This is a genomic window from Amycolatopsis circi (assembly GCF_003385235.1).
Classification (GTDB): domain Bacteria; phylum Actinomycetota; class Actinomycetes; order Mycobacteriales; family Pseudonocardiaceae; genus Amycolatopsis; species Amycolatopsis circi.
This window is the reverse complement of sequence record NZ_PQIA01000206.1, coordinates 1-11,931: the sequence shown is the minus strand read 5'-3', so window position 1 is coordinate 11,931 and position 11,931 is coordinate 1. Positions and strand designations below refer to the sequence as shown.

The following is an 11,931-nucleotide window of genomic DNA, read 5'->3' as shown; positions in this document are numbered from 1 at the left end:
GGCGGGCATTTCGCCGACCACCACGCGCATCTCGCCCACCCACCCCCTGCTCGCAGAGCTGGCCCCCGGAGACCGCTCGTTCACCGCGTCGCCGAGCCGTCCGATCGTGGACAACCGCCCCAAGACGGTGACCGCTTCCGGCGCCGCACCGGGCACCGGCCGACGCCGAGGCGCACCTTCGGAAAACCGAGGCGGCCTCGGCGCCCGAACCGGTTCGCAGTCCCGGCGTTCGGGCGGCGGCCGCGGCGGACCCCGGCAGGGCACGGAGCCGCGGGCTGCGCGGGCCGGGTCTTCGGCTGGTTCGGAGCGGCAGCCAAGCCAGGCTCGCCGGGAAGACCAGCGCCGCGGCGCGGGGGCTTCGGGCTCGGACGCGCGACGCGGGGCAGGTTCGCCTGGCCACCGGGGTTCCGGCGGTGCGGACCGCCGTGCTTCGGGCGGCCAGCCGCCGCGGAGCCGCCGCAACGGCTCGTCGAGCGGACGCCGGAAGCCGGGCGCCTGAGCATTCGATCTGACGAGGCGGTCCGGGACCGGCTATGCGCCCGGCCCCGGATCCGCCCAGAATTCCTTGATCTCCTCGGTCACGCCGTAGTGACTCGGAACGCTGAAGGACAACGCCATCGGATACGATTCCGAACGAATACGGCGTTCCTCCTCCGCGGACAATTCCGGCAGTTTCTTCCGACGCGACCTCGCTAGTTTCCGCGGATGCTCTTCGTGCACGCAGACCGCGGCGGCAGCCGCCGCATTGGCAAGGGTCATGCTCGCACCGGACGGAGTCGACGGACCGGCCGCAAGCAGCCAAGAACCGATTCCGCATACTCGAATGAATTCGTCGTCAGCGCTGGATACGATCCATTCCGCCGCAGCCTCCTCGCCGTATTCGAGGAGGTAACGCCGAACAGCACCCCGGGTAGTCTGCATCATTTTCGCGTTCATCCGTCTCGGTTGCCTGCTCAGAATGGTCAAGGTGGAACATCGCGGAAAAGTAGTGCACTGGGAAGTCGACGAAGGCTGGGGCATCATCGAATCAGCCACCGTCGGCAGTCCGATTTGGGCGCATTTCTCGATGATCAACCCAGACAGCCGCGGCGTGCGCGAGGCCCACGGGTTCCTCGCGTGCACCGCCTGATCACTGCGCGGACAAGAACAACAAAAACGGCCCCACACCCAAAAACAACAACGCCGCAGCATTCGTCTTCCGATACTGCAGCAGCAACGCCACAAACTCCCGCAAGAACGCACTAGGCACAAAGTAAGACGCCGTCCTCGCCCCGATCACGTTGAGCCGCAACCCCAACTGCCGAGCCAACACCGCTGTCCGAAAGACGTGGTAGTTGTTCGTCACGGCCAGGATCGGGCCCGAGAATCCGCGCTGTTCAAGCAAAGCCACGCTGAACCGCAGGTTCTCGCTGGTGGTCGTCGCACGGTCCTCCAGCACCACCTGCTCCGGAGAAACCCCGGCCGCCATGAGGTACCGCGCCATCGCGTCCGCCTCGGACGTCAGTTCGTCTGTTCCCTGACCACCGGACACGACCAGCAGCGCTCCCGGCGACCGCTGCTGCACCTGCACCGCGCGGTCGAGGCGGCTGGCCAGCAGCGGAGGCACCCGGTCGCCCTGCAGTCCGGAGCCGAGGACCACCACCGCACCGGCACGGGCGCGGCGGGTGATTCGGCTGTAGAGGATCGAGTACAGCAGCAAAGCCGTGAACAGGAACGCCAGATAACCGGTCACGAACAGCACCGCCATCGCGGCCACTCGCAGCAACGGCTGATCGTCGAAGACCAGTGAACTCACCGCGAGGGCGTACACCGCGAGCAGACCCAGTCCGGCCAGCAGCGACAGCAGGTTCGCCAGTCGCCGCCCTTCGCGCCGCAGCATCACGACGCCGTTCGCGATCAGCGCCCACGGCAGGGCCAGCCCGGCGAGCCCGCCGATGATCACCACCGCAACGACGATCGCGATCTGCACCCATTCGACGTGGTTGAAGAACGACAGCAGCCACAGTCCGGTGAAAAACAGCGCGACCAGGAACCACACCGCGTTGCCGACCCGCCGCGGCTCGCGCGCGAACCGGACGACGAACACCAGCACGGAAGCGATCGCGAAAAGCCCGGACGTCATGGTCGTGCATTCTCCACTGCCGCGCCGCGGAGTCTCACGGGCAGGTACTCAGAGTGACGTCGTCAGGCCCCGCGCGCGCAGCACCGACCGCTCCAGCGGACGGAACACGATCAGCTCGATCGCCACCCCGACGAACAAAATCAGGAAAATCGCGGCGATCACCTTGGGCATCGAGTTGTACGAGGACCCGTCGTTCAAATACGTCCCCAGCCCGACCCCGAGGCTCGGCGAGCGCGCGATCAGCTCCGCGGCCATCAGCGAGCGCCACGAGAACGCCCAGCCCTGCTTGAGCCCGGCCAGGAACCCGGGCAGCGCGGCGGGCAGCAGGATGTGCCGGGCCGCGGCGAAGCGTCCGGCGCCCATCACCTTGCCGACGCGCGGCAGGATCGGCGGGATCTGGTCGATGCCCGACACGAGGCCGTTGGCGATCGACGGGACCGAACCGAGCAGCACGACGAAGTAGATCGCCGCGTCGTTGATGCCGAACCAGATCACCGCGGCCGGCACCCAGGCCACCGACGGCAGGCTCTGCAATCCGCTCAGCAGCGGGCCGATCGCGGCGCGCACCACGCGGACCTTCGCCACCAGGATGCCCAGCGGCGTCCCGAGCACGACCCCGGCGGCGAAGCCCAAAGCGGCGCGGTGCACGGAAGTCCAGATGAAGCCGAACACCGAACCGTCGTTGACCGTGCTCCAGAATTCGGCCCAGACGTCCAGTGGCGCGGGCAGTGTGGTCTCCGGCCAGAACGCGGCGGCCCACAGGATCTGCCAGATGACCACCAGCAGCACGAGTGCGCCGAGCGGCGGCAGGAATCCGCGCACGAACCGGCGGCGCAGCGACGTCGGCCGCGCGCCGGTGGGGGTGTCGAGCCGGTCCAGGCCGGCGCCGACGGCTTCGTCTAGGTCGGGGGCCGCCTGGTCAGGCTGCGGCATGGGTGCTGATCACCTTTCGCAGATCGGCCGTGATCTCCTCGGCCAGCAGTTCAGCGTCGGCGGACGGGACGTCGTGCCACTCGCGGACCACGCGGCCCGGACGCGACGACAGCAGCACTACCCGCTGTCCAAGCCGGACTGCCTCGCGCACGTCGTGCGTCACGAACAGCACCGAAGTACCGGTGCTGCGCCACACCCGCAGCAGCTCGCCCTGCAGCACGTCACGGGTGATCGCGTCGAGTGCCGCGAACGGTTCGTCCATGAGCAGCAACGCGTTGCCGTTGTCACCGCCGACGCGGTAGGTCGCGGCCAGCGCGCGAGCCAGTGCGACCCGCTGCCGCATCCCGCCGGACAGCTCGTGCGGACGCTTGCCTCCCGCATCGCTCAGCCGCACCAGTTCCAGCAGCTCAGCGCCCTTTTCACGACGCTCGGAGCGGCCGAATCCGGCGAGCCGCAGCGGCAGTTCCACGTTCCGGGACGCGGTCAGCCACGGCATCAAAGCCGCTTCCTGGAACATCACCGCGGGCCGCGAAGTGGTGAGCGTGATCTCCCCGGCGGAGGGCTGGTCGAGGCCGGCGACGAGGTTCAGCAGCGTGCTCTTGCCGCAGCCGGACGCGCCGAGCAGGCAGACGAACTCGCCCGGTTCGACGGTGAGGTCGACCCCGTCGAGCGCGGTCACCGCGCCGCCGCCGGAGCCGAACACCTTGCCCACGCGGTCGAGGTGCACGGCGGCGGTCACTGGTCGGGCCAGGGTGGTGGTCATCGCGGATCGCCTTCCGGTCGGGACGTCACTTGGCCAGTTCGGGCGCGTTGACAGCGGGGAGCTGCTGCGCCTTGAGCGCCTCGTTGAGCGGGCCGAAATCGGCGAACCCCTTCAGGTCCACCACCTTGTCGACCACGCCCGCGGTCACCGAGTCCTTGGCCAGCTGCGGGAACTGCGCGGGCACCGGGTCGGTGGTCAGCTCGATGTTCGAGAACGCCCGGTCGAGCACCGCCGGGCTGAGCGAGCTGCCGGCCAGCTCCTTGAGCGCCCCGTTGACCACGGTCTTCGCCTCGGCCGGGTTCTTCTTCGCCCAGTCGATCGCCTGCAGTTCGCCCTTCAGCAGCGCGCGCACGGTGTCCGGGTGCTGCTTGAGGAACTCGCTGCGCACGATCGCGACAGTGGTCGGGAACCGGCCTTCCGGCCACAGCGACTTCTCGTCCACCAGCACCTTCGCGCCCGCGTCGGTCACCAGCCGCGACGACCACGGCTCGGGCAGCCAGCCGCCGTCGGCCTCGCCCTTGCGGAACGCGTCGAGCGTCTTCGGGTTGTCCAGGTTGGTCACGTTGACCTGGCCGGTCAGGTGCTTCTCGGCGAGGAACTTCTTGAGCGCGACGTCCTGGGTGTTGGCCAGCTGCGGCGTCGCGATCGTCTTGCCCTTGAGCTGGTCGACCGAGGTGATCCCGGGCTTCACCACCAGCTGTGCGCCGCCGGTGACCGCGCCGGACACGAGCTGGATCGCGCCCTTGGACTTGGTGAAGGCGTTGATCGCCGGTCCGGAGCCGATGAACGCGACGTCGAGCGAACCGCCGAGCAGGGCGTTCACTTCGGACGGACCGGCGTTGAACGTCTGTGTCGTGAGTTTCGTGCCGCCGAGGTTCTGCGCGAAGAAGTTCTTCTTGACCCCGATCAGCGCGGGCGTGTGCGTCACGTTCGGGAAGAAGCCGACGCGCACCTCCCCGGCGGCGCCCTGGTTGGTCGCGGCCTCGGTGCGGTCCGCGCGGGAACACCCGGCGAGCGCCCCGAGCACCGTCAGCGCGGCGAGTGCGGAAGCGAGCAATCGGGTTCGCGGAAATGTACGCACAAATGGCCCTTTCGCGGTCAGCGGAACGGGGCGAGAATGACACGTTCACCCGCGAGACTGCATATGCATCCGCATCCCGGGAAATTGTGTGGGATTACTTGACAGGCCCGGGCCTCACCTGCTTGTCAGGAGTGAGACGTCGCCGAACTCGTGCCACAGATACTCCCGTCGCACCGCCGCGTCGTAAGCCCGCTGTACCAACTCGGGGCCCACGACGGCTTCGAGAAGCAGCAGGTGAGACGCCTCCGGCGTGTGCAGTCCGGTGAGCAAACCGTCGACCGCGCGGGCCGGGCGATCCGGACCGAGCACGAGTTCGGTCCAGCCCGCCGCCGCGGTGACGAGTCCGCCGGGATTCGCCGCCGATTCGATCGCGCGCACCGCCGTTGTCCCTACTGCGATAACGCGTCCACCCTGGTCACGCACCCAATTGAGCAAAGCGGCAGTCGTCGCCGGAACGCGAAAACGCTCACCGTACGGCGGTTCTCCGGCTTCCGGGGACGAGACGCCGGTGTGCAACAAGATCGGCGCGAACAGCACTCCCCGCGAGACCAACTGTGTGACCAGTTCCGCAGTGAACGGCCGCACCGCGCTCGGCATCTCCGCCGACCCCGGATCGAGCGCGAACACCGTCTGGTAATTCGGCAACGGCCACGCGCGCGGGACATAGCCGTAACGAATCGGCCGGCCGACCTTCGCGAGATACCGCGGGACCTCGCCTTCCACGTCGATCTTCGCGCGCCACAACCGTTGCGCACCGGCGACATGCGGCTCGCGCAGCGTGACGACAGCCCCGGCGGGCAAGCCGAGCCGCTCCCCCACGCGGCCGTCGAGAATCGGACCGCCAGGGGCACGGAGTTCGACCACCCAATTGCCGTCGTCGAGTTCGGTGGAGAAGTGGACGGTGATGACGCGTTCGTCCCGGACCGCGTCGACGGCGGCGGGCAGCGTGCCGGAAGTGTTGATTACCAACAAATCGCCGGGGTTCAGAAAGGCGGCCAGGCCACGAAAAGTCGCGTGCTGTACGCCCTCCGGACTGGCCGCGAGCAGCCGCACCTCGTCCCGCGCGAGGCCGCGCGCTTCGGGCGGTACGGAAGCGCTGCGATCGTCGGCCAGGTCGAACCGGGTGTGCGGCGCGATCATGATTGCACCTGCAGGTCCGTCGCCCGGAACCGGCCGCTCGGCGGACGTTCCTCCAGCAGCCGCAGGAAAGCCGGTACCGCGGTCTCCGGCAGGGGCCGGTCCGAAATGTCCTCGCCCGGGAAAGCGGCCTGATGCATGGCCGTGCGCAGATCCCCGGGATCGACGGCGTACACCGCGAGGTCCGGATTTTCCACGCCGAGCACCGCGCTCACGTGGTCCAGCGCGGCTTTCGCCGAACCGTAGCCGCCCCAGCCCTCGTACGGCTCCACGGCGGCGTCGGAGCTGATGTTCACCAGCACTCCCTTTGCCGCGGTGAGCGCGGGCAACAGCAGCCGGGCGAGCGCGAGCGGCGCGAAAACGTTGGTGCGGAAGACATTTTCCAGCTCGTCCGGCGGATACTCGGCCAGCGGCGGCAGCGGGCTGACGCCGAGCGTGCTGGCGTTGTTGACGAGCAGGTCGAGCCGGGGTCCGGCGGCTTCGGCGAGCCGGGCGCGGTGCGCGGGATCGGTGACGTCGCCGGGCACCGGGGCGAACCCGAGGTCCGCCGCGGCGGCGCGCAGCGTCCCCGGGTCGCGGCCGGTGCCCAGAACTGTCCATTCGCGACGGACGAGAGCCGCGGCGAGCGCCCGGCCCAGACCCGCGGAAGCTCCGGTGACAACAGCTACTGGCATGGGTTCCTCCAGAAGTAGGCACCTGCCAGCGTGCGACCTCTACCCTACTGGAGGTCAACCGGCCGGCGGCCGCGCAGCAGCGTGTACGCCACGAGCGAAACCACGAACCCGGCGTAGTAAGCGAGATCCGCGCCGTGCAGCGCCGCGGCGACCGGTCCGGTGTAGACAGTCGTGTTCATGAACGGCACCGCCGCCGCGAAGCCCACCACGAACGCCACCAGCGCGGCCCAGCTGCGCACCGGACGTCGCAGCTCAGCCAGCACGTCGACCTCGCGGCCTCGACGCGTACGGCGCAGCCAATCCGGCACGACAACACCGAGGAACGGCGGGATCCAGTAACTCACCACCAGCAGCACGTTCTGGAATTTCGCCGCCAGGTCACCGGTGTGCATCCAGAGAATCAACGCGAACGCCAGCACCGTCACGACCACCGCCGACACCGGCCGACGCACTCGCACGCCGACGGTCTGCAGCGCGAGCGAGCCGCTGTAGTCGTTCATCGCGTTGGACGACACTGCCGCCAGCGCGATCACCAGCAACGCCACCGCGCCCAGTACGCCGCCGCCGAGCAGCGTCGACACCCCTGCCGCGGTCTGGTCGCCCAGCGCGGTGCCGAGCGCGAGACCGATGCCTTCGCCGATCGCGTACGACGCGGTCAGGCCGAGCAGCGTGAACCAGAAGACGCCGCTCGGGCGCGTCGAAGCAGGCAGGTAACGGCTGAAATCCGACGCGTAAGGAGCCCACGAAATAGCGAGACTGAGCGTAATGGTGGAAAACAGCACGACGGCACCGGCGAAATCGCCGCCGGTCGCGGAATCGGTAAACGTAATCGGGTGATCAAGCACCACCTTTACCGCGAGCGCGACAAATGCGACAATCAACACCACGCTCATCACAGCCTGGACGCGATGGATCACCGCGTAACCGAATACGCCGAGCGTGCACTGCAGCACCAGCACCACGAGCACCGCGGCCCAGAACGGCAGCCCGGTGAGCTGGGCCAGCGCTTCGCCGCCGAACAGCCCGACCAGCGCGTCCCACGCGATCGAGCCGAGCCATTGCACCAGGCCGGGCAGCACGACGCCGCGGCCGAACGGGAGCCGCGCGAGCGGCAGCTGGCCGGTTCCGGTGCGCGGACCCCAGGTGGACAGCCACGCGACCGGCAGCGAACCGACCACGGTGCCGATCAGCGCGATGACGAACCCGGTGGTGAAACCGAGCCCGAGCGTCGCGCCGAGGGTGCCGGTGAACACGGCGGTCATGGTGAGGTTCGGCGCGAACCACACCCCCGCGAGCCGCCACGGCCTTCCGAACCGGTTCGCGTGCGGGATCGGGGTGATTCCGTGCGTTTCGATCGCGAAATCCCCTGCTCCGGACGGCATTCGGCCACCGAAGACGTCGGCGTCGATCCCGCTCATGCTCTGCCCTTTCTCCCGGCTGACCCGTGAGTCTGAACCGGAGTGCCCGGCCGCGCCAATACTCTGTGGCGTTTCCGACCCGTTCTCGGCAGGATCGCGGGGTGGGGGAAGCACCGCGCACGCCGCTGCGCCATCGCGCATTTGCCATTTTCTACACCGGACGGCTGGTCTCCCTGCTGGGCAGCGCCATGACCCCGGTCGCCCTGTCGTTCGCAGTGCTGGGCGGCAGTCACAGCGCGACCGACCTCGGCATCGTGCTCGCTGCCGGGATCGTGCCGCGACTGGCGTTCCTGCTCGTCGGCGGCGCGGTCGGCGACCGGTTCCCGCGCAACCGGGTGCTGCGGCTGTCGAACCTCGGCGCCGGTGCGGCCCAGCTGATCGCCGCGGCCATCCTGCTCACCGGCAACTATTCGCTCGCCGCCCTCGCCGTCACCGAGTTCCTCGGCGGGATCTGCACGGCATTCACCACGCCGGTGCTGCGCGGGATCGTGCCGCAGATCGTCCCGCCGGAGTCGCTGCGGCAGGCGAACTCGCTGCTGGCCACCGGACGGAACATCACCAAGGTGGCCGGTCCGGCCGTGGCCGGAGTCCTGGTCGGCACGGTCGGCGGCGGCTGGGCGATCGCCGCCGACGGGATCTCGTTCGTGCTCGCCGCCTTGCTGTATCAGACGATCACGCTGCCCCCGGCGGAAAACCTCGAGCAGAACAGCGTCTTGCACAGTGTGCGAATCGGCTGGCGGCAGTTCTGGGGGATCCCGTGGCTGTGGCGGGTGGTCACGGCGTTCACCGTCTACAACATCGTCTTCACCGGCGGCTGGCTGGTGCTCGGGCCGGGCATCGCGCAGGACACGATCGGCGCGGCCGGGTGGGGCGCGGTGCTGAGCGTGCGCGCGGCGGGCGCGCTGTTGTCCGGGCTGGTGATGTACCGGCTCGCGCCGAAACGGCTGTTGCCGCTCGGACTGGCGAGCGCCGCGCTGACCGTGCTGCCGCTGATCGCGCTCGGCCTGCACGCGGGTTTCCCGATGCTGGCGGGGGCGACGTTCGTCGCGGGGTTCTGCGCGGGCGTGATGGGCGTCGCCTGGGACACGACGCTGCAGGAAAACATCCCCGGGCATCTGCTGTCGCGGATGGCCGCGTTCGACGATTTCGGGTCCTACGCGGGCATCCCGATCGGCGAACTCCTGGCCGGACCATTCGCGGCCGCGTTCGGCGCGCCGCAGGTGGTCCTCGTCGGCGGGGTCGTCATCGCCGTCGCCGCGCTGTCCCCGCTGCGCTCCCCCGCCGTCCGCGCGCTGCGGCATCCGCCGGTCCGCGTGCCGTGAAGGACTCCTTGAGGGAATCTGATTCCCTCAAGGAGTCCTTCACGGACCACGGCGCAAGGAAGGGCCTGCCAGGGAAACCCCCGGCAGGCCCTCCCTTTCACCCCTCGGTCACACCAGCAGCAGGAACGCGATTCCGTTGGGCGAGCCGAGGCCCGTCACGTCGTCGTAGCCCTTGGTCGTGTGGATCGTCAGGTTCGGGTAGTCGAGCACCCGGGCCGAGGTCTTCAGCCCGGCCGAGGCGTCGGTCCCGTTGGCGAAGTCCACGCGCTGCACCGCTCCGTCGACGTGCTGCACGTCGTGGATGGCCGACGTGCGCGACGTCAGCTGGTACAGCACCGGGTTGATGAACCCGTGGTGGAAGTGGTCGAGGCTGTCGGCCACCGCCATCACGCCCGCGAACACCGGCGACGCCAGGCTCGTGCCGCCGATCCGGTACTGGTCGTAGTAGACGCCGTCCGGGAAGGTCTGCGTCTGGCCCACCAGGAACCCGGTGTTCGGGTCGGCGATCGCCGAGATGTCCGGGACCACGCGGCCCTTCGCGCCGCCGGTCTGGTTCTTCGTGGACAGCGCGTCCGGCACGATTCCCTTCTGGTAGAAGGGCTGGCCGAACAGCCGGCTCGTGCCGCCGCCCGCGCCGCCGTTGAACGCGCCCGGGAACGCCGGGGCGTAGGCACCATTGGCCAGCGTCGACTTGCCGGTCTCCCAACCGGTTTCGAAGATCCGCTTGCCGTCCTGCCCGACCGCCAGCGACGTGCCGCCGACCGCGGTCACCCACGGAGCCGAAGCGGAGAAGTCCGGCGACGGCGTGCCCAGCCGCGCGACCTCGTCTCCGTTGTCGCCGGAGGAGAAGTACACGCCGATGCCCTCGAGCACCGCCTGCAGCGAGATCTGGTTGAACACCTTGACCTCGGCTGCCGGGATGTCCTCGCCGGTGTCGCCGTAGGAGTTGGAGATGATGTCGGCTTTGTGGCCCGCGACGACGTAGTTCAGCGCGGTGTCCAGCGACAGGTCTTCACAGTCCTGCCCGCCGACGTAGAGGATGTTCGCGCCCGGGGCGAGCCCGTGCGCGGCCTCGACGTCCAGGGTTTCCTCGCCGTACCAGCCGGAAGCGTCACACTGGTCCGGCGGCTCGAGCACCGGGTTCGGCGGGAAGATGTGCTGTTTGAACTGCTGCTTGGTCAGCGGGTGCGCCGGGTCGTTGCGCTTGGCGTACTCCGCCGCGTCGGCGTAGATCGTCGGCGAGGCGAACGCGTCCACGATGGCGATCGTGGTTCCGCGACCGTCCGCGCCGAGCTTCGCGGCCTGGTCCAGGCCGTACGCCGAACGCAGCTGCGCGGGCGTGTAACCGCACGGCGCATACGGAAGCTGCTTTCCGTTGTATGCCGGGTCAGTCGTGTCGGTCTTCTCGCCGTAGTAAGCGCTGCACGGACCCGAGTTGCGGAATCCGTTGCTGGGCGGCGCGGTCGACGGGCTGCCCTGCACCCGGGACTGCTTCGTCGCCGGCGTGTCCGCACCGTCGGTGTGGTCCGGCTTGAACAGGTTCGTCGCCTGGTCGACGCCGACGACGCCGAGGACGTCGTTCGCCAGCGAGGCCGGAACGGACAGGTCCTTGTCCGCCGCCCGCAACGTCTGGCCCTTGACCTGGTACTTGCCCAGGCTCACGGCGAACGCGCGCTGCACCTGGTCCGCGGTCCCGGTCGCCTCGACATACGCCCGGTTGGACGGCACCTCGCCGGTGGTGAATCCGCTTGCGGAGAGCCAATTCTTCACCGCGGACACGGTCTGGTCGGAAGCCGCGAACTGGTCCCGCACCTGGTCCGGCGACAGATAATGCCGGTAGCCGCGGCTGTTCGGATCGGACACCGACTGCGCCGCGGCTTCCGCCGCGCCCTGGTCCTTGAGGTTCAAGTACACCCGGAAGTCCATTGTGGACGAGGCGGCCGTGTCGGCCACCTTGGACTGCGGATTGGCCCAAGCCGGATGCGATTGCGGAATGTCCGCCCGCCCCTGAGCCGACGCTACGGCAGGCGAAGCGGCCAAGCCGCCCACCACCGCCAGCGAAAGAAACATGGTGACGCTTCTACGCACAGCAACTCCCTCGTGTTGCGCGGCCTCGACCCCGCCTGCCGCCGGAACGAGACTAGGACTGCCCCCGCCCGCCGGGGAAGCGTCAAGCTCCCCGGTGCGGAACCGTTATCTGCTCCCCTCATCGCGACACAAGGGACGAGTGCGACCAAAGTCCGTTTCATCCGCACTGTCCACAGCGGAATGTGCCGATATCAGAAAAACGCCCGTTTCCCCACCCTCCCCGCACAGCACTAGACAGCCCAAAACGCCACCTACGAAGGTCGCACAATCCTGATCAGCAGCACCAAAAACTCACCCATCTGCCAACCCGCCCATGTCCGTGAGGGGAACCCTGAGGGACTCAGAGTCCCTCAGGGTTCCCCTCACGGCCTTCCGCATTGCCCACCCGAGACC

General features: G+C 68.9%; 11 protein-coding genes. 2 read left to right on the top strand and 9 right to left on the bottom strand.

Features of this window, described 5'->3' with window-relative positions:
- Positions 1-531: 531 nt before the first annotated feature.
- Positions 532-936, bottom strand: a complete 405-nt coding sequence (locus D0D37_RS43825; protein WP_116206467.1) for a hypothetical protein — start codon at positions 934-936, stop codon at positions 532-534.
- Between the two features lie 22 nt (positions 937-958).
- On the opposite strand from D0D37_RS43825, the gene D0D37_RS47035 reads away from it, so the two are divergent.
- Positions 959-1,129 carry a hypothetical protein gene (locus D0D37_RS47035; RefSeq protein ID WP_162834775.1) on the top strand — a complete coding sequence of 57 codons (171 nt, stop codon included), beginning with the start codon at positions 959-961 and terminating at the stop codon, positions 1,127-1,129.
- Here the strand turns inward: D0D37_RS47035 and D0D37_RS43820 are convergent, their stop codons facing one another.
- The 7 genes from D0D37_RS43820 to D0D37_RS43790 all read right to left on the bottom strand — a co-directional run bounded on the left by D0D37_RS43820 (position 1,130) and on the right by D0D37_RS43790 (position 8,128).
- Complete coding sequence (locus tag D0D37_RS43820; RefSeq protein ID WP_116206466.1) at positions 1,130-2,122, bottom strand: YdcF family protein; 993 nt, start codon at positions 2,120-2,122, stop codon at positions 1,130-1,132. It lies immediately after the preceding gene.
- Between the two features lie 48 nt (positions 2,123-2,170).
- Positions 2,171-3,055 (bottom strand): ABC transporter permease, encoded by an 885-nt coding sequence (locus D0D37_RS43815; RefSeq protein WP_116206465.1) that lies wholly within the window; start codon positions 3,053-3,055, stop codon positions 2,171-2,173.
- Entirely contained in the window at positions 3,042-3,818 is a 777-nt protein-coding gene (locus tag D0D37_RS43810; protein ID WP_116206464.1) for an ABC transporter ATP-binding protein, read from the bottom strand. The genes D0D37_RS43815 and D0D37_RS43810 overlap by 14 nt, the downstream gene beginning before the upstream one ends.
- Positions 3,819-3,843: 25 nt before the next feature.
- Positions 3,844-4,899 (bottom strand): ABC transporter substrate-binding protein, encoded by a 1,056-nt coding sequence (locus tag D0D37_RS43805; protein WP_116206463.1) that lies wholly within the window; start codon positions 4,897-4,899, stop codon positions 3,844-3,846.
- Between the two features lie 114 nt (positions 4,900-5,013).
- Positions 5,014-6,039, bottom strand: a complete 1,026-nt coding sequence (locus tag D0D37_RS43800; RefSeq protein ID WP_116206462.1) for an S-adenosylmethionine:tRNA ribosyltransferase-isomerase — start codon at positions 6,037-6,039, stop codon at positions 5,014-5,016.
- Positions 6,036-6,710: an SDR family NAD(P)-dependent oxidoreductase gene (locus D0D37_RS43795; RefSeq protein WP_116206461.1), complete on the bottom strand. Its 675-nt coding sequence runs from the start codon at positions 6,708-6,710 to the stop codon at positions 6,036-6,038. Before D0D37_RS43795 ends, D0D37_RS43800 begins: the two co-directional genes overlap by 4 nt.
- Before the next feature lie 44 nt (positions 6,711-6,754).
- Positions 6,755-8,128, bottom strand: a complete 1,374-nt coding sequence (locus tag D0D37_RS43790; RefSeq protein ID WP_116206460.1) for a purine-cytosine permease family protein — start codon at positions 8,126-8,128, stop codon at positions 6,755-6,757.
- A gap of 101 nt (positions 8,129-8,229) precedes the next feature.
- Here D0D37_RS43790 and D0D37_RS43785 point away from each other — a divergent pair, with 101 nt between their 5' ends.
- Complete coding sequence (locus D0D37_RS43785) at positions 8,230-9,450, top strand: MFS transporter (RefSeq protein WP_116206459.1); 1,221 nt, start codon at positions 8,230-8,232, stop codon at positions 9,448-9,450.
- A gap of 108 nt (positions 9,451-9,558) precedes the next feature.
- Here D0D37_RS43785 and D0D37_RS43780 read toward each other — a convergent pair whose 3' ends face one another.
- Positions 9,559-11,538, bottom strand: coding sequence for a S53 family peptidase (locus D0D37_RS43780; protein ID WP_116206458.1), 1,980 nt, complete (start codon positions 11,536-11,538; stop codon positions 9,559-9,561).
- Positions 11,539-11,931 lie beyond the last annotated feature (393 nt).

Excerpts from the sequence above, each read along its gene's own strand:
- D0D37_RS43815 (WP_116206465.1), bottom strand. The coding sequence starts at position 3,055 with ATGCCGCAGCCTGACCAGGCGGCCCCCGACCTAGACGAAGCCGTCGGC.
- D0D37_RS43825 (WP_116206467.1), bottom strand. The coding sequence starts at position 936 with ATGAACGCGAAAATGATGCAGACTACCCGGGGTGCTGTTCGGCGTTAC.
- D0D37_RS43820 (WP_116206466.1), bottom strand. The coding sequence starts at position 2,122 with ATGACGTCCGGGCTTTTCGCGATCGCTTCCGTGCTGGTGTTCGTCGTC.
- D0D37_RS47035 (WP_162834775.1), top strand. The coding sequence starts at position 959 with ATGGTCAAGGTGGAACATCGCGGAAAAGTAGTGCACTGGGAAGTCGAC.
- D0D37_RS43810 (WP_116206464.1), bottom strand. The coding sequence starts at position 3,818 with ATGACCACCACCCTGGCCCGACCAGTGACCGCCGCCGTGCACCTCGAC.
- D0D37_RS43800 (WP_116206462.1), bottom strand. The coding sequence starts at position 6,039 with ATGATCGCGCCGCACACCCGGTTCGACCTGGCCGACGATCGCAGCGCT.
- D0D37_RS43795 (WP_116206461.1), bottom strand. The coding sequence starts at position 6,710 with ATGCCAGTAGCTGTTGTCACCGGAGCTTCCGCGGGTCTGGGCCGGGCG.
- D0D37_RS43790 (WP_116206460.1), bottom strand. The coding sequence starts at position 8,128 with ATGAGCGGGATCGACGCCGACGTCTTCGGTGGCCGAATGCCGTCCGGA.